Source organism: Actinoallomurus sp. NBC_01490, assembly GCF_036227085.1.
Classification (GTDB): Bacteria; Actinomycetota; Actinomycetes; order Streptosporangiales; family Streptosporangiaceae; genus Actinoallomurus; species Actinoallomurus oryzae.
In genome coordinates this window covers 10,754,985-10,772,964 of the sequence record NZ_CP109433.1, presented here as the reverse complement: position 1 = coordinate 10,772,964, position 17,980 = coordinate 10,754,985, and the positions used below count along the sequence as shown (strand labels likewise).

Below are 17,980 nucleotides of genomic sequence, written 5' to 3'. Positions count from 1 at the left end.
AAGGTGCGAATACGAGAGGACATCCCCGACGTGTTCGGCCTGCCCGACGACGAACAGGAGTGATGGTGAGCGCGACGGGGTTCGAAGTTCGTCCCGCGACCTGGGTGACGTCGGGGCGGGGGACCTTGAAGACTTCGGATGCGCTGGCCGCCGCGGTCAACCGGTTGTGCGAGCGAATGGTGTCGGCGGGGGCTTGCTGGGGCCAAGACGACATCGGACGGGCGTTCTTCAACGGGGACGGCTCCTCGCCCGGATTCGGCACGTCACGGGACACGTTGCTGTCCGAACTGGCTGACATGGTGAACCTGCTGCGGGCGACGGGCGGAATGCTGACCATCGCGGGCCACACCTACAAGTTGGCCGACGAGGCGAGCACGGTGGGGTCGGCGCTGCCGCCCGGGGCCGACCACGGCGCACTGGCGCAGGCGAATCCGTACCGGCTGCCGGAGGTCTCCATCGAGTTGGTGACGTCCGATCCCGAGCCGTCCGAGTTCGTGCAGATAAAGCACTTCGTTCAGACGCTGTTCGGAGGGTGCCAGTGGCCTGACGGGAACATGGCGCAACTGGGGCTGTTGCGGGACGCGCTGAAGGACTGCGGTGAGTCGGTCGCGTCGGTGGCGCGTGAGGTGGCGGGTCATTCGCAGGCGGTGACGGCGAACAACCGGGGCGAGGCGACGGAGAAGTTCAAGTCGTTCGCGCAGGCGTTGCAGGGCGGCGGTGAGCAGGGCGGGCTGAACTGGCTGGCGTCGATGTGCAATTCATTGGCGCACTGGGTCGACACGTTGATGCGGCAAGAGGACGCGGCGCGGCTGCAGTGGTGGCTGTCCTTTTCATTCTTGCTGGCGATGTGGACGACCGCGTTCGCGTCCTCCTTTTTCACCGGTGGCGCGTCGGTGCAGGTGGCGTTCGAGGCGACCGAGGCCGAGGGCTTCGTTCTGCAGACATTTCTTAAGCAGGTCGCCAAGGCGGTCTTGATGGGGGCGGTGTTCGGCGCCGGCATGGACGGCGCGGGTCAGTTCGCGCGTATCCATGAGGGGCTGCAGAAGGGGTTCGACTGGGGCGAGTCACTGAAGGCGACGGGTGAAGGGGCGCTGGCAGGCGCGGTGATGGGGGGCGCCGGCGGGCTCGTGGAGGCGCGTACGACCCGGTTGGCGAGCATGTTGTCGGACTGGATGAAGGCCAGCGGGGTCCCCGGCGCGGCGGCGCGGCTCGGTTTCGCGGGCACGACCGGTACGGCGGGCAACATCATCTCCCAGGCCGCGTTCGACCACGGGAACGTCGATCTCGCCCAGGCCGCGGCGTTCGGCTTCGGCATGGCCGGGATGGAAGGCGCGAAGGACGCGGGTCTTCACGCCCTCAGGAATTCCCTCGCCCGTAAGGGGGAACAGAGCGGCGGCACCGGGCCGACGGGTGATCCGTCCCGGCCGGCCTTCTCCGATGACGGCATCCCGAACCCGCGCGAATACCCGCACTACTCCGAAACGAACACGGGCTATGACCTCGAGGGGACGGCGGAAGAACGCCCTGGGAACGACGGGCCAGGCGCCGGGCAGGCCTTCTCCGGCGAGCAGGCGCGCGCCACCGACCTTGCCTCGGACGCCACCGGCACGGGCGGTGCCGAGGTCCACCGCATCACCACTCTCGGCGAAGACGCCATCACCGGCGCCGACCACACACCGGCCGCGGGCCAGGCGTCCGAGCCGCGCCCTGGGACGGACGCGCCGCCGTCCCAGGGCGACCCCCATGCCGGCGAGACGGCTTCCCGGCCACCGGAGATCGTTCCGCCCGGAACGGGGGCGCGCTCTCGTATCGGCGAGGACCTCGGCGGCGGGACACGGTCCCGCGAGACCGGCGCACCACCGGAAGCGCCGGGTGGCCACGACGGCACGGCGAAGGCTCCGGCCGGTCAGACCGGCGGACGGCCGGATCCGCTCGTGCCCGACCACACGACCACGCTGGAACAACCGACGCTGCCGGAGGGTACCGGGGCCACGGACCGCACGGATACGGCCGGCGGCCCCGGCACGCCGGGGGACGCCCCGGCACATCCGGATCTTCGGCATCCCAGGACCGGCCTTTCGTCCGAGGCGCAGGGGAACGTCCCGGTCGTGGCGCGCTCCGATGACTCATCGGTGTCCTCGCAGCCGGCCGCCGGCCCCCTCGGCGCCGAGCCGGTCGAGAGAAGTAATTCCGCCGGGCCGGCGGCCACCGGACTCCTGTCGTACCCGGCGTCAGGCGCGCCCGACGCGGGACGGCCGACCAGTGCGGGTGCGGCGGGACCCGGCGAAAGCCACCTCGGCACACGTGCGTCCGAGGACGGAGAAGCACCCGGAGCCGGCCACCCGGACCAGGCGACGGCGACGGCCGGAGGACATCCCGATACCGGAAGCGGCGCCGGGCGCCCGCCGTACGCCGAGCGACTCGACGTTCCGATCACCGACGGCGGGCCGACCGCGCGGGAGGTGCTGGAGCGGTTCGATCCGGCCCGAGCCGGCCTGCCGGACCTGACGCCGCAGGAGGCGGTCGAATACATCGCGGCGAACGTCGACCAGCGCCCGTGGCTGGCTCCCGCCATCGGCCGCGATCCCGCCGTACAGCGCGTCTTCGCCGCCATAGACAAGGCCCGAGCAGGACACATCCTCGAACGTCACGGGCCGTTCGTGGACGACATCAAGCTGCGGCGGCGCGTCACCTACCTGGAGGACCCCGCCCAGCTCGACCCGGAGAAGCGCGCCGCCGGGATCGACGCGTTCAGGGACGGAGAACATCGCTGCCCCGACACCGCCACCTCGATTCAGGACCCGGACGCCTTCGCCACCATGTTCGCGCGGGCCATCGAGCACCCGGACGTGCAGCGGGCCCTTCAGGCACCCGTCGATCCGGACGTACGCCCGGACAAGGTGTCGGTGCCGTTGGAGGATCTGCTCGGTCCCGAAGGGCACGTCTACGGCGACGGGTTCCGGCTCGAGCCGGTCGAGGGAAGTCTGGAGACCGCCTGGAACAACCGGGCGGAGTGGCTGGCGGCCGAACGCGCTCCGGACCGTACGCCGGAGGTGCCGGAGCCGCAGTGCACCCCCGTCGAGAGCTTCCGTGTCGCGACGGTGGACATGCGCTTCATGCCGAACCGCGAACGGACCGGCTACCAGATCGGCACGCTGTACGTGGAGCCGGGGCCGAGGGAGGCGACCGCACACGTCGCCGACCAGTCCGTCAGCCGCGAGGAGGCGGCACCTGCGGCACAGGTGACGCAGGCGGGGCGACCGCAGCACGCGCAGCCGTCCGCCGGAACCGGCGGCGGCGACCGGCTCGCCTCGGCGCCCGGTGACGACGGCCGCTCGGGAGAACCCGCGGGGAAGACGTCGTCCGGCATCGCGGAGTTGCTCAACGCCGCGCCGAAACGCGACAACCCGGGGCAGGCCGCACCCGCCACCCCGGGGGACCGGGCCGAGGGCACACGTGCCGCCGACCATTCGCCGGCCGTCGCCCACGACCCGGCCGGACACCACGCGGACCAGGCCGATGCCGGGCCGCACGGCGTCCACGGCGATCTGACCGGCACCCGCGAGGGCGGGCACGGCGGCGTGGCCCCGCTCACAGAGTTCTGGGAGGACCTGACCGAACGGGTGAAGGTCGCGTCGCAGCGTCGCGGCACCACACCACTCGACGAGATCCAGCAGTTCACGCTCAACCGCGTACTGGGGCGCATCTTCAGCGCGCATCCCGACGCCTGGATTCTCAAGGGCGGGCAGTCCATGCTCGCGCGCTTCCCCGAGGGGCGGCCGAGCTCCGACATCGACCTCGTGCGGATCTCCGGCGGCGACAAGGACGCCATGGCCGCCGACTACCTGGCGGCCCTCGCCCGCGATCATGGCGACCACCTGCGGTTCGTCGCGGACCCGTCGGCAACGACCGAGCTGGACCACGGCCGGGGAATCCGGCTCGTGCACAACGTGTACTGCGGCGAACGCGAGATCATGAAGCTGAGCGCCGACCTGAACCCGTCGCGCGAGCGTCCGGTGTGGCAGGAGCCGGAGATCGTTCCCTTCCCGGACCAGGTCCTGCGCACCGGTGCCGAAGGGGAGACCCCGAACCTACGGGTGCTGTCGCTCGCCGACGCCCTGGCGCACAAGATCTCGGGCATGTACACCTTCGGCTACCGGACGGCCGACAACAAGTGCGAGTTGTGCCTGCCCAAGTCGGTGGGTTTCTGGGCGTGCCGGGGCGCGGGAAGCGAACTGCCCTATCGGCCGCAGGACCTGGCCGACGTCCTCTTGATCGCCATGCGCCGGTCATGGGACGGACCGGCCACGCACGCCATGTTGCACGAGGAGTTCGCCTGGAGGAAGGAGCGGGGGGAACAACTGGAGATCCCCCACCGCTTCGAGGTGCCCAACCCGCAGTGGTTCCAGACCTTCACCCGCTACACCATGACGACGCCCGGGCTGGAGTTCGGCGGCGTCGGTGAGGCCATCCCGCTGGCGAGGGCGTTCCTCGATCCGCTTCTGGCACCGGAGCCGCCCAGCGGCCACTGGGACGCGAGCCGGCTCAAGTGGGTGGAGGGCGCGCACGTCCCGGCTCCGGAGCCGCACGCACGGCACACGGCGGGCGAGCCGGCCGGCCACACGGAGTCCCGTCCCGTCATCGCGGTACGGCACGAGGGCACAGCGGACCCTGCCGCGCACCGGCCCGACGCCGCCGCGGGCCAGGACGGGCGGCCCGGCGACGCGGCCGCGGACCGGCCGACCGAGACGCCGCACGTCCGCAGGCTGGAGATGACCGGCGAGGCGCCTGCGTCGACCGCCGTGGCCAGCCCGGAGATGATCGACCGATGGGACAGGCTCGCCGCCGGGCCGCATCATCCCGACAGCCTCGACGCACGGCTCGCCGCGCTCAAGGCCCGGACCGACCTGTCCGTCGAGGAGAAGGTCGACCACGTACGGACCGCGATACTGCCGGAGTTCGGCTACGAGCCGACGAAGGTCAGGAACCTGGACGGCAAGAACCTCCGGATCTATGTGAACCAGAGCGGTGAGCTGTACAGCCACAGCATGGCGCTCATCCTCCAGCCGGACACGACCATCGAGATCGGGTACCGGCCGGACCAGACCAAGAACCTGTTCGAGGCCGAGGCGTACGACGCGCACCGTGCGTTCCTGGGCACTCTGCCGGACGGTATCGAGCTTCACGACGCCAACACGGTGGCGCTCTGGCGCGAGCTCAGGGGACAGCCGGTTCACACCGCCGGTCCCGAGGAACTGGCAGGCGACCTCGTCGATCTGCACGCCCAACCGCTCCGTGAGGCGCTGAAGCTCCGGCAGAAACTGATCGACGACTACGGGATCGAACCGCACCGGGTCCGGCTGGCGTTCGACAACAGCGCGATCTACTACTCCCAGACCCGGTGGGCGCGGGCTCAGCTCTTCACGCTGAGTCACATCCGGGACACTCCGGTCGAGGCGCGCCAGGCGATCGTGGACGCGGTACGGGGGCCGGAGGGCGTCGCCGAGCGCCGTGACGCTCGCGCCCGGGCGGTCCTCGACCGTCTCACCGCCGCCAACGAGGATCGCGGCGGCCGGCCGGACGAGTCCGGCACGGGGGACCGGGAGAAGTACGCCCTGCTCTGGGTCCGAAACTCCCTCGGCGGTCCCAAGGGGCACTTCGTGTACGGCGCCCCCCGCGACACCCGTCCCGGGTTCGTGGCCGAGACGATCGAGCTGCTGCGCCATGAGCACCCCGGCCGGCGCATCGCGCTGATCGGTGACGACCTCTTCGCCGGTCGCCCCGAGCTACGCGCGGAGTTCGAACGCAGGGGACTCCTGGACGGTGTCGACACCGACACACTGGTCAAGTTCTGGGATCCGGCGCGTAACGGCGGCGAGGCGCTGAGCCAGGGCGAGCAGGCGCTGTTCTTCCACCACCTGATCAGTGAACGCGACGTGGTGCAGATCGGCGCCTTCTCCGGCGCGCTGGAGACGGCCGCCCTTCTGGGCGCTCCCACGGTGTACTTCGAGCCGCGCGAACACGACGGGAACCGAGGCGAGCGGCTCGCGCTCTACCGGCTGCCGTGGGAACGCGGCAGGTTCGAACCGGTCACCGACGAGGACGGCAAGCCGCTCTTCGAGACGTCGGGACAGGTCCGCAAGATTTTCCGCGGGACCGGGGAGACGCTCCCCACACCGCTGCGGACGGTCCGTCGTGTCCTTTTCGGAACGGAGGCGGATCCGGTCACCGGAAAGGTGCCCACCGGGGAGACCCTGCACTACGGACACGTCGCGAAGACCGCGGACCGGATCAATCGCCTGGTGGACACGGGCGAACTCGACCGATGGCGGCATCGGCTGGGCCGGAGCGCGCCGTTCGCGGGCGAGGAGTGGGTTCCGTGGGGTGAGGACGGCTGGGCCAGGAGCCGCTACTACGCCGACCAGCTCAACCGGTGGCTGCACACGGAGGCCACCACGCCGGAAGCCGCCGGTACGAAGTGGAACGCCATCCGGCTGGCGCTGCTCGGCGTGGTCGAGCCGCACGTGCGTTCCGACCAGCTCGACGTCGGCATGTCCGTGGCGCACCCCTACTCCCTGCTGCATTCGGACCGGCCCGCGCCGCAGGCGGACACGGCGCGCGTCGACCGCGCGTACGACGCTCCTCCCGAGGAGCGTCCGGCGGCGGTCGTCGAGGCGCTCAAGGGCTTCCTGGGCACTCCGGAGTTTCGTGAGCAGGCGGCCCACGACCACATGGCCTTCCGGCTCTCGCCGCCTGAGCTCCGGAGCCTGCGCGACGAGATCGGCCATGCGATCGCGGCGCGGGAGGTCGGGCCCGGCGCGCCGGCCGCCGGGGGCACGCATCCGATCGCCGGAGACACGCATCCGGCCGGCCTGCACGGGGAGACCGGGCGACCCGCGGAGTCTCATGACGGTCCCCGGCTCGAACACCACGCCGGTGGACCGGCCGGCCACGCCCCGCTGGAGGGCGGCTCCGCAGCGCCGTCCCGGCGAGCCGGCGAGCCGGCGGCCGAGGCACAGATGATCGTCATCGCCAAGGAACCCGTCCCCGGTCTGTCGAAGACACGGCTGACGCCGCCGTACACCTTCGAGGAGGGGGCGAACATCGCCCGCGCGTCGCTCACCGACACGCTGAACGCGGTGGCCTCCACCCCGTTCGCGCGGCGGGTCCTGGCGCTGTCCGGTGAGCCCGGACCATGGCTGCCCGAGGGCGTCGATGTGATCCCCCAGCGCGGAGGCGGGCTCGACGAACGGCTCGCGAACGCCTTCGACGACGTCTTCGCCGACCGTTCGCTGCCCGCCATGATCATGGGGATGGACACGCCACAGGTCACGCCTGAGCTGCTGTCCATGGGCGCGGAGGCGCTCCGCCGGACGGACGCGGTGTTCGGCCCGGCCAACGACGGAGGGTACTGGCTGCTCGGGCTGCGCCATCCCGACCCGAACCTGATCCTCGGCGTCCCGATGTCGCAGCCGGACACGGGCGCCGCGCAGCTGCAACGGCTGCGCGACGCGGGGCTCAGCGTCACCATCCTGCCGTCGCTGACCGACATCGACACCATCGTCGAGGCCAGGAGCGTCGCCGCCGAGGCTCCCCATGGGGAGTTCGGCAGAACCATGGCCGAGCAGGCCGTCCCCCGCGTCGATCCTCTCGGCCAGGCGCGGGACACCGGAGGGTTCACCTGGTCACCCGCGACCGGCTTTCCCCCGGCCGACGGTTTCATGGTCGCGCTGACCGGGCACACGGTCCGGCATCCCGAAGAACTTCTCGACGATCCGGAGGAGTTCGCCGTGAGGTTCCGCGAGTACCTTCTCGCGAACAGAGACGTGTTCCAGCGGCATCCGGACGTCTACGTTGGTGGATGGCGGAAAGACGGTCACCTCTGGCTCGAGCCGTCCCGCAACATCCTCGACCGGGATGAAGCGCTACGAGTGGGCCGGGACACGGGCCAGATAGCGATCTACGACGTGAGATCCGGACAATACATCGACGTGAGGCCGTGATGACGAATCCCGCAGAGGAACCACGCAAGTTCTTCGGTCGTCTTCCGCATGACTTCTATGACATGACGGAAGCAGAACAACTGGAATGGACACGAGAGTTCGGCCAGGGGCTGAAGGCGGCGGTCGACTCCGATGTTTCCGGGCAAGAGACGAGAGGTGAAAATGGAGGAGGAAACTGAGCTCCTCCTCCCCACCCTTTCTCGGTCAGTCCCAGCCGATTCGTCCCACGATCTCCGCGGCGAGGTCACGGCTCAGCACTTCGTCCGGGCCGGACTCGCCGGCCACGGGCGACCCGAAGGCGTGACGGGCCTCCGCCAATACCCGGGCCACCCGGGGGCGTACTTCGGCCACGCGTTCGCCCGAGACCAGGGCGGCATAGGCCCGTAGGTTCCGAACAGAGAGGCTCCCGGGTTGAAGATGGGGCATGAAGTAGCCGACGAACTCCGGGCCGTCCACCGGATAGTCGTGCTCCTCGGCCAGCGGTTTCATGCCCTCATGGAGAACCCGCAGGTCGACGAGGTCACGGCGGACCGCGTCGGTCACGGCGCGCTGGATGTGGGCGTGCTCCACCCAGTCCGCGACGAGATCCAGCAGCGTGCGGAGGGGAGTGGTGACGAGGACGCCCCGATGCACCATGACGTCCTCGGGACTGAGCCGCGACACGTGGATCCTCGTGGCGCGAGGCGCCGGGAGCTCCTCCGCCGCGGTGAACGTCATCAGCGGGGCGGCAACGGATCCGAGGCCGTGCAGGCCGCAAGCCGACTCGTGAGAGAGCACCACGTCGAGCGGGCCGTCGGGCCGTTCCCACCGGAACGTCTCAGGCCGGATCGCCAGCCAGGCCGCATAGGGATAGGCGAATCTCGGGGCGAGCGAACCGCCGGCGAGCTGATGAACGTCCCAATCCAGCTCCGACAGCAGGCCGACACCCCTCAGGTGATCGAGAGCCGCCGTACCGACGCCCAGTCTGTTCGCCTGGGCACCGGTGATCATGCCTTCCTGGCGGCCGGCCACAACCGAAAGCTCGTAGAAGTCTTTTTCCCACATCAGTTCTCCAGGATTGGCAACATGAGTGATATAGGGGTGTCGCTCGGGGGCGGCCGGACGCCCGATCACGGATCCGCGCGAGACGGACAGTACCGGTCGTGCCGGACCAACCCGTATAGACGATACTTGTCCGTGGCGGCACGTGGGGTCGTACGAATAGACGAGGGCCCGGATTCGCGATTCACAGGAGGCATAGGTTTTGTCGGAATCCAATGAAACCCATCGTATTCATGAGATGGAGAGCAGGGAGCCGGGTCCCATGCCGTCATCGTCCACCGCCGGCCAGGCGTCGGCCCGAATTCATTACAGCGTGGCCGCGTTCGGCACCGTGCGCGACAGGCCGGCCTACGTCCGTGCGACGCCCGGTCAGGGATTCGAGCTCTTCGCGGTGCCGGACGAGGAGCGGCTCGGCCGGTCCGCCGGATCGGGCCGCCCGGCGCGGGCGGTCGCGATGGGCCGGGCCGGGGGCCGGGAGATTCTCGCGGTCGGCGGCGACGACCAGGGAATCCGGGTCTGGGACGTCGCGGCCGGCGAGGAACTCCACGTACGGACGGGGCCCGAGGGCCCGGTGCACGCCGTGGCGGCCGGCACGGGCGCCGGCGGCGACGTGATGTTCGCCGCCGGGCAGGACGGCCGGGTGTGGGCGTGGTTCACCGGCGACGGCGAAGAACTCGGCGCGATCTCCGGCTGGGAAGGCGCCTTCAACGACGTCTGCTTCGCCCGGGTGATCGGCGTCGACCTTGTCGCGGCCGGCGGAGACGACGGCGTCGTACGGGTCTGGAACGTCGCCGACGGCACCAACGTCCATACGCTTCGGGGCCATACCGGCCGGGTCAGTGCGGTCACCATGGCGGGTGACGGCGACCGGGGCCTCGTCGCGTCGGCCGGCGCCGATCGCACCGTACGGGTCTGGGACCTGCGCACCGGCGAGGCGTTGCCGGTGTTCACCGGGCATGACGACAGCGTCACCGGGCTCTCGTTCGCCTCCCTGGGCGCTCGTCCGATCCTGGCCTCGTGCGCACTGGACGGCACGGTTCGCACCTGGGACGTGGCCGGCGGTACGCCGCTGAAGGCCTGGTCGGCCGGGCACGACCGGCCGACCGATCTGGCCGTGACGCTGGTCGGCGGCCGGCCGGTGCTCGCCACGGCGGCGCTGGACGGCGTCGTACGGCTGTGGGACGCCGACACCGGCGCGGTGGTGCGGGCACTGGCTCCGCCGGACGCGGTCGCGCCGGCGGGTTCGGTCGCCGTGACCCGGCTCGGCGAACGCACGGTGGTCGCGGTCGGGCACCATAACGGCATCGTCCGCGGCTGGGACGCCGAAGAGGGCGCACCCCTCTTCACGGTGGCGGGCCGGGGGACCGGTGCGGTCACGTCGGTGGAGTTCGGCGAGGCGGCCGGCGTGCCCGTGCTCATCTGCGGCACCGACGACGGAACGGTGCGTGTCCACGACGCGGGCACCGGCGCGTTGCTGCGGGTGCCGACCCCCCATGTCGGCGCGGTCACCGCGCTCGCCGTCGCGGCGGCGGACGACGGGGGGATCCTGGTGTCCGGTGGCGCGGACCAGACCGTACGCACCTGGGACGCCCTCACCGGCACGCCGCTGCTCCACGTCCCGGCGCACGAAGGCGCGGTGACCGCGGTGGCGGCCCGGACCGGCGAACGCCCCGTGATCGCCTCGGGCGGCCAGGACAACGCCGTACGCACCTGGGACGCGGCGAACGGCCGGCTCCTGATCGATTTCCGGAGACACCGCTTCCCGATCTGCGCGCTGGCGCTCGGCACCGTCGACGGCAGGCAGGCGCTCGCGTCGGGGGACGTCGACGGCACGACCTGGATCTGGGACCCGTTCACCGGCGAGACGCTCGGCGCCGTACGCCACGGCGGCGAACGGGTCCGGGCGCTCTGTTTCGCCGCGACCGCAGAGGCCACCGTTCTGGAGGTGGCCTACGCGGACGGGGCCGTTTTCGGGTGGACGCTGCCCGAGTGCCGGCAGGTACACGAGTGGAAGGTGGCCGGATCGCCCCTGGCGCTGTCCTTCTCACCGCCGGAGACGACGTACGTCGCCGGGACGATGGGCGTGGCGGCACTCCGGCCGGGGCAGGCCGGCCCGGAAGCGTCCTACGCGACGCTGTTCCGCATCGCGAGCACGTACTGCCATCCCGAGGCGGATGACGACGCGTACGACAGCCTGCGGAGACTCGCGCGGCGCGGGGACGACGAGACGATGGCCCGGTTCAGACGGGAACTGCGTCGTGCCCTCACGCACCCCGGGGAGGTGCCGGAGAGTGAGCTGCGCCGGGAGGTCCAGTACGACGGCGGCGCGGAGGAGTTCCTGCGTCGTCTGTGGGGTGACCTGTACCCGGAGGAACCCGTCCCGTCGAAAGACGACGAAAAGTAAGGACGCGTATTCGCATAGGCAAAGAACTGTCATGTGATCGGCGGTCGATGTCACCGACATCCGCGACTTTTCGAGGATCCGCGGGATTCGCGATCGGCAGGATCGGAGCGGTGGAACCCGCCGACATCCGGTCGCGTCGTACTCCAGTCGGCCGTGTCACAGGGGCAGCGCTTCCGCTGTTTTCGGCAGCCCGAGCGCGTCGCAGGAGGACGGGATGGGAATCGACCGGAGATTCGTCGTCGGGGTCGTTGTCGGAGTCGTCGGTGTACTCATCATCGGCGGGGCGGTATGGCTGCTGGCCGGCGGTGATGGGTCGTCGAAGAACGCGGCCGCCGAGGGGAGTCCGTCCGCCGGCGCGTCGAAAGGTGATGACAAGGGAAAGAACGACGGCGGTGAACAGGCGACGCCCGGGCCGCCGCTGAGCCTGCCGGTACCCACGGGCAGCGGCAAGGTGAGCTGTCCCTCGCCGACCACGACCGTCAAGGACGCCGACGGCCTGGAGAAGGCGCTCGGCGCGGCGAAGCCCGGTGACGTGATCCGCCTGGCGGCCGGAACCTACACGGGCAAGTTCGTCGCGCAGGCCTCGGGTACGAGCGACAAGCCGATCTTCCTGTGCGGGGACGCCACCGCGATCCTCGACGGCGGAGGCGTCAAGAAGGGGTACGCCTTCCACCTCGACAAGGCCGGCTACTGGCGGCTGATCGGATTCTCCGTGCAGAACAGCCAGAAGGGCGTCATGGCCGACGGCTCCAGCGGCTCCATCATCCAGGGCCTCACCGTGCACGACATCGGCGACGAGGCGATCCACCTGCGGGGTTTCAGCACCGGCGACACCGTCCAGTACAACAAGATCTACAACACCGGCCTCCGGCGCGCGAAGTTCGGTGAGGGCGTCTACCTCGGCTCGGCGGAGTCCAACTGGAGCAACAGCTCCGGCGGCAAGCCGGACAAGAGCGACAACAACGTGGTGCGCGGCAACGTCATCCGGGCGACGGCCGAGGCCATCGACATCAAGGAGGGCACGAGCGGCGGACGCATCCTCGACAACGTCTTCGACGGATCCGCGCTCGGCGGCGACAAGTTCAACGACTCCTGGATCGATGTCAAGGGCAACGGCTACCTGATCCAGGGCAACAGCGGCAAGAAGACCCTCAAGGACGGCTTCCAGACCCACCAGATCATCAAGGGCGGGGGCACCGGCAACGTCTTCCGCGGCAACACCCTCGACATCTCCGGCGCCGACGGCGTCGGAATCAACGACACGGTCGGCGGCAACACCATCGCCTGCGACAACAAGGTCATCGGCGGCAAGCTCATGGCGAAGGGCGACTGCTCGGGCTGACGAACACCGGCCGGGATGCGCCCGTACGCCGCCGCTTCCGGGCTTCGGCGTGCGGGCACCGGCGTTCGTGGGCGCTTGACTTAGAGCGCGCTCTAAGGGGCAGCCTGGTGGGCATGGAGAAGAGAGCACTGGGACGGCAGGGCCTGCGCACCTCGGCACTCGGCCTGGGATGCATGGGCATGAGCTGGGCGTACGGTGCGCCCGACGACGACGAGTCCATCGCCACGATCCACCGGGCGATCGAGCTCGGCTGTGACTTCTTCGACACCGCCGAGGCGTACGGGCCGTGGACCAACGAGAGGCTGCTCGGCCGCGCGCTGAAGGGGCGTCGCGACGAGGTGGTCGTCGCGACGAAGTTCGGCTGGGAGTTCGCCCCCGACGGTGAGCGGCTCGGGACGAACAGCCGTCCCGAGCACATCCGCGAGGTGGCCGACCAGCAGCTCGAGCGGCTCGGCACCGACCACATCGACCTGCTGTACCAGCACCGGGTCGACCCGGAGGTCCCGATCGAGGACGTCGCCGGCGCGGTCGGTGAGCTGGTCGCGGCCGGGAAGGTGCGGTACTTCGGGCTGTCCGAGGCGTCGGCGACCATCATCCGGCGGGCGCACGCCGTCTTCCCCGTGTCGGCGCTGCAGACCGAGTACTCCCTGTGGGAGCGGGGGCTGGAGGAGGAGATCCTGCCGACGCTGCGGGAGCTGGGCATCGGGCTGGTCGCGTACTCACCGCTGGGCCGCGGCTTCCTCACCGGCGACGTCCGTCGGGCCGAGGACTACCCGGCCGGCGACTACCGGCGGAACGACCCGCGCTTCCAGGGGGCCAACTTCGACGCGAACATGAAGGCGGCCGAGGCGGTGCGCGCGATGGCCGGCCGCAAGGGCGTGACGGCGGCGCAGCTCGCGCTGGCGTGGCTGCTCGCCCAGGGCGACGACGTGGTGCCGATCCCCGGCACGAAGAGCCGCAAGCGCCTGGAGGAGAACCTGGCGGCGGCCGGTATCGGGCTGACCGGCGCGGAGCTGTCCGAGCTGGAGCTCCCGGTCTCGGGCGCGCGCTACCCCGAGGGCATGCTGCGCCTCATCGCGCGGGGCTGACCGCGGTTTCGAGGGCGTCCCCGCGTGAGGGGCGCCCTCGTCTCAGCGACCGCGGTGATGGCGGCGGAGGGCCACGCCGGCGGCGACGCCGCCGACCAGCGCGCCGGTGCCGGCCGCGGCCGGCAGGGCGACCATGGTGACCTTGCGGCCGGTGCGGAAGTCGTGGATCGGCCAGCCGTGTTCGCGCGCGTGGTCGCGCAGGTCACCGTCCGGGTTGACCGCGTGGGGGTGGCCGACCGTCGTGAGCATCGGCAGGTCGTTGTAGGAGTCGCTGTACGCCGAGCAGCGGGACAGGTCCAGGCCCTCCTTGCGGGCCAGCGCGCGTACGGCGCCCGCCTTGGCCGGACCGTGCAGCAGATGGCCGACCAGGCGGCCGGTGTAGACGCCGTTCTCGGTCTCGGCGACCGTGCCGAGCGCGCCGGTCAGGCCCAGGCGGTGGGAGATGATCCGGGCCAGCTCGACCGGGGTCGCGGTGACGAGCCACACCTGCTGGCCCGCGTCGAGGTGCTTGAGCGCGAGCGACCGCGTGCCGTGCCAGATGCGGTCGGCCATCTTGTCGTCGTAGATCTCCTCGCAGAGGCTGACGAGCTCGTCCACGCTCCGGCCGGCGACGAACGCCAGGGCCGCCTCGCGCGCCGTGGAGATGTGCTCGGCGTTCTCCGCGCCACGTACGCGAAAGGAGACCTGGCCGAGCGCGAACATCGCCAGGTCGCGGAAGGTGAACAGCTTCCGCGCGGCCAGCCCCCGGGCGAAGTGGTAGATCGACGCGCCCCGGATCAGGGTGTTGTCGACGTCGAAGAACGCGGCGGCGTTCGGGTCCGGTACGACCGGCTCGGTGTCGGACGACGCGGCCGCCGCCGCGGCCTCGCCCGCGAGTTCGTCGGCTACTTCGTCGTCATCGCTCCATGGCCACAGTCGACGCATGGAGACGAGACTAACCAGCGTCCTTCGGCGGTGATCCGGCAACCCCGTGCGCGGCGCGTCGCCAATCATCACCGTACGTGAACATGGCTGGAGGTCCCCGACCTCAGCTCCATCTCACCGGATATCGGCGGGAAAGAGACGGGCCAGCGACCGCGTCGCGCGGTACTGCAACGCCTTGATCGCACCGGTGTTCTTGCCCATGATCTCGGCGGTCTCGGCGACCGACAGGCCGTGCAGGAAGCGCAGGACCACGCACTCGCGCTGCTCGTTGCCCAGTTCCCGTACGGCCGAGAACAGCGCCCGGTGGGTGAAGGAGTCGAGCACCGCGCGTTCGGGGCCCTCCTCCCAGCGGTCGGGCTCCAGGGGGTCGGCCGTGCAGACCTCGAGGCGGTGGCGGCCCGACTTGAAGTGGTCGAGCACGAGGTTGCGGGCGATCGTCACGAGCCACGCGCCGAAGTCCTTGCCCTGCCAGGTGAACAGGCTGATGCGCCGGAGCGCGCGCAGGAACGTCTCGCTCGTCAGGTCCTCGGCGAGGGCGTGCGTGCCCACGCGGTAGTAGACGAAGCGGTAGACCACGTCGGCGTACCGGTCGTAGAGCACGCCGAAGGCCTCGGGATCGCCGGCACGGGCGCGAAGGACGAGGTCGCGCATCTCGTCGTGGGCGGCCTCGGACGGCTGCGGGCCGCCGGTGGTGGGGCGTGCGTGGGCAGGGGGGTCGAGGGTAAGGCTGCGCATGCAGTCCTCCTCGGGAACGACGCGACCACGGGGGGTGTCGGAACATGCTAGATACTGGTGAGTAAGCTGGCAATGGTGATGCTCGAGTAAACAGCCGCCTTTATCCGCTCTTTGCACATATGCAGTGGCTCTTCGTTACCCGTCCAGGCGCGTGATCGGGCACCATTGGGGGCGATGGTCAACGTCGCTCTGGCGCTTCTGGCGACCCTCGCGGCCCTCGGAGGCGCCGGGTTGCTGGTTACGCGCACCCTGCCAGACCGGCGTATGTACCTGCTCGCGTGGTGCGGCACCCTCCTGGTCCTCGGGATCGCGCTCGCCTCGATGACCGTCGGCTACGCGGCGGGCTTCGGGCCGGCGCTGCTGCGGTGCACCGAGCTGTTCGGGTCGCTGATCGCGCCGCTGACCCTGGCGCTGGGCGTCGTCGAACTGATCGCGCGGACGGTACAGGCGCGGTTCGCCGCGCGGCTCATCGCGGCGTCGTACGTGATCGTCGCCGTCGTCATCATTCTGCTCGACCCGATCGTCGGCACCTTCGGCAAGAGCCTGCCGAAGGTGTCCGGCCACTACTCATCGCTGCCCGGCCTGGTGCTCGACGGAGCACACCTCTTCGCCGTCGTCTCCCTGGTCTCGTGCGTCGCGGTCACCGCGGTGCGCGGCAACAGGCGTGACCGGCAGGCGGCCGAGACCATGCCGACCCTCGCCATGGTCGCGCTCGCCGGGGTGCTCACGGTCGCCGCGATGCGTGGTTACCTGCCCGGACCGCTGGCGCCCCTGGCGCTCGGCGGGTCCGCCGCCCTTGTGTGGTTCGGCGCCTCCCGGCTCGCGCCGGGCGGCCCACCCGCCCCCGACGATGAAGAACCGGAGCCGTACGAGGAAATGTCGCGCCACCAGCAGCCCTACGACGACGGGCAGTACAACAACGGGCGGCGCCGCGGCAGGCGGCGCCAGCAGGGCGGTTACGACACGGGCGGTTACGACGCGGAGGGCTATGACACCGGCGGGTACGACACCGGTGGCTATGACACGGGCGGCTATGACACCGGTGGCTATGACACGGGCGGGTACGACAGAGGCGGATACGACACCGGCGGGTATGACACGGGCGGGTACGCCCGGCCCCGGCGCGAGGGGCAGCCGTCCTTCGCCCCGCCGGCGGCGGCGCCGGGCCGTGCGCCCCAGGGCCCGCCCGTCATGGGCCAGTACGGCCGGATCATGATTTATACGATCATCGAAGGGCACGCCGACGCCTTCGACCGGCTCGCGGCCGAGGTCGCCCACGCCGTACGCCAGGCCGAGCCGGGCACCCTCGTCTACGCCTGCCACACCGTGGACAACTCGCCGAACCAGCGACTGTTCTACCAGCTCTTCCGCGACGCGAACGCGGTCGAGACGCACACCCGCCAGCCACACGTCCAGCGGTTCGCCCGCGAGGCGCGGGCGCATGTCAGCGGCACCAACGTCCTCGAACTGACCGTCAGCGCGGGCAGCCTCGCCGCTCTCGCCGGAGCGATGGGGCCCGCCGGCCCCGCCGGACCCGGCGGGGGGCCTGGCAGGCCTGGCGGACCGGAGACGCCCGGCGGACCCGGCGGGCCGGAGATGCCCGGCGGACGCGGCGGCCCGAGTGGACGCGGAGGTCCGGGCGGGCGCGGAGGCCCGGGTGGACGCGGCGGCCCGGGTGGACCGGGCGGGCAGGGCGGAGCCGGTGGGCAGGGCGCGCCCGGTGGCCGTGGCGGGCCCGGCGGACGAGGCGGTCCCGGTGGGCGCGGCGGGCGCGGCGGTCCCGGTGGGAGGAACGGCGGCGGTGGGGGACCGGGCGGCCCCTCGCGGCCCGTACGCTGGCCCCATGGCCGATGACGCGCGCATCCTCCTGCTCGGCAAGCCCGGGTGCCACCTGTGTGACGACGCCCGCGAGGTGATCGTGAAGGTCGCCGGCGAACTCGGCGTGACCTGGGAAGAACGCGACATCACCGCGTCGGAGGAGGACACGCGTCTCTACGGGGACCAGATCCCGGTGACGTTCGTCGACGGCGTCCAGCACGACTTCTGGCGGGTCGACGAGCGTCGCCTGCGCGCGGCCCTCACGGCCTGACCACGAGGCGGCCGTGTTGGCCGGATGCGGTCTGCCGGTGCGCGGTGCCGGTCCGGTGGGAATCGGCTCCGCTCGCCGCCGACGTGAGTGAAACGAGGAGATTTCCGGGACCTCGATCGACTCCTGAGGCGGGTCCGCGGTCCGGTGTCCACGGCTCCCGATGTCTTTTCGGTCACACGGCCACGCGAGGCGGGCGTGACTCGGAAGGTGCCGGGGTTCGCCGCGAGACGCCCGTGAGCTGGGCAATCCGGGCGGGTCCGGACCTCTCTGGCGCACGTGTGTTCGGCTCCCGACTTTGTGCGCGTGTTCACAAGGGCTTAATCTGGTGGGAGTCCAGGCGGTTCGTTCGCCGTG

The 17,980-nt window shown here is 70.9% G+C and carries 10 protein-coding genes; 7 read left to right on the top strand and 3 right to left on the bottom strand.

The annotated features are described in order from the left end of the window. Positions 1-125 precede the first annotated feature (125 nt). Entirely contained in the window at positions 126-8,003 is a 7,878-nt protein-coding gene (locus tag OG417_RS49625; protein WP_329245419.1) for a TIGR04282 family arsenosugar biosynthesis glycosyltransferase, read from the top strand. Next, positions 8,003-8,182: a hypothetical protein gene (locus tag OG417_RS49620; RefSeq protein WP_329245415.1), complete on the top strand. Its 180-nt coding sequence runs from the start codon at positions 8,003-8,005 to the stop codon at positions 8,180-8,182. The genes OG417_RS49625 and OG417_RS49620 overlap by 1 nt, the downstream gene beginning before the upstream one ends. Before the next feature lie 25 nt (positions 8,183-8,207). On the opposite strand, the gene OG417_RS49615 is transcribed toward OG417_RS49620, so the two are convergent. Continuing rightward, positions 8,208-9,260, bottom strand: coding sequence for a hypothetical protein (locus OG417_RS49615; protein ID WP_329245413.1), 1,053 nt, complete (start codon positions 9,258-9,260; stop codon positions 8,208-8,210). Positions 9,261-9,306: 46 nt separating this feature from the next. Between OG417_RS49615 and OG417_RS49610 the strand changes: the two genes are divergently transcribed. The 3 genes from OG417_RS49610 (at position 9,307) to OG417_RS49600 (ending at position 13,878) form a co-directional block, all read left to right on the top strand. After that, positions 9,307-11,448, top strand: a complete 2,142-nt coding sequence (locus OG417_RS49610; RefSeq protein WP_329245410.1) for a WD40 repeat domain-containing protein — start codon at positions 9,307-9,309, stop codon at positions 11,446-11,448. A gap of 214 nt (positions 11,449-11,662) precedes the next feature. Beyond that, positions 11,663-12,790, top strand: a complete 1,128-nt coding sequence (locus OG417_RS49605) for a right-handed parallel beta-helix repeat-containing protein (protein ID WP_329245407.1) — start codon at positions 11,663-11,665, stop codon at positions 12,788-12,790. Between the two features lie 113 nt (positions 12,791-12,903). Next, positions 12,904-13,878 carry an aldo/keto reductase gene (locus OG417_RS49600; RefSeq protein ID WP_329245404.1) on the top strand — a complete coding sequence of 325 codons (975 nt, stop codon included), beginning with the start codon at positions 12,904-12,906 and terminating at the stop codon, positions 13,876-13,878. 42 nt (positions 13,879-13,920) lie between these two features. Here the strand turns inward: OG417_RS49600 and OG417_RS49595 are convergent, their stop codons facing one another. Together OG417_RS49595 and OG417_RS49590 are read right to left on the bottom strand one after the other, a co-directional pair. Next, the gene (locus tag OG417_RS49595) at positions 13,921-14,802 is read right to left on the bottom strand and encodes an HAD family hydrolase (RefSeq protein ID WP_329245401.1); all 882 of its coding nucleotides are present in this window, start codon (positions 14,800-14,802) and stop codon (positions 13,921-13,923) included. Between the two features lie 114 nt (positions 14,803-14,916). Further along, positions 14,917-15,537 carry a sigma-70 family RNA polymerase sigma factor gene (locus OG417_RS49590; RefSeq protein WP_329245398.1) on the bottom strand — a complete coding sequence of 207 codons (621 nt, stop codon included), beginning with the start codon at positions 15,535-15,537 and terminating at the stop codon, positions 14,917-14,919. Positions 15,538-15,711: 174 nt separating this feature from the next. On the opposite strand from OG417_RS49590, the gene OG417_RS49585 reads away from it, so the two are divergent. Together OG417_RS49585 and OG417_RS49580 are read left to right on the top strand one after the other, a co-directional pair. After that, positions 15,712-17,391, top strand: a complete 1,680-nt coding sequence (locus OG417_RS49585; RefSeq protein WP_329245395.1) for a putative quinol monooxygenase — start codon at positions 15,712-15,714, stop codon at positions 17,389-17,391. Then, the gene (locus OG417_RS49580; RefSeq protein ID WP_329245392.1) at positions 17,381-17,626 is read left to right on the top strand and encodes a glutaredoxin family protein; all 246 of its coding nucleotides are present in this window, start codon (positions 17,381-17,383) and stop codon (positions 17,624-17,626) included. Before OG417_RS49585 ends, OG417_RS49580 begins: the two co-directional genes overlap by 11 nt. Positions 17,627-17,980 lie beyond the last annotated feature (354 nt).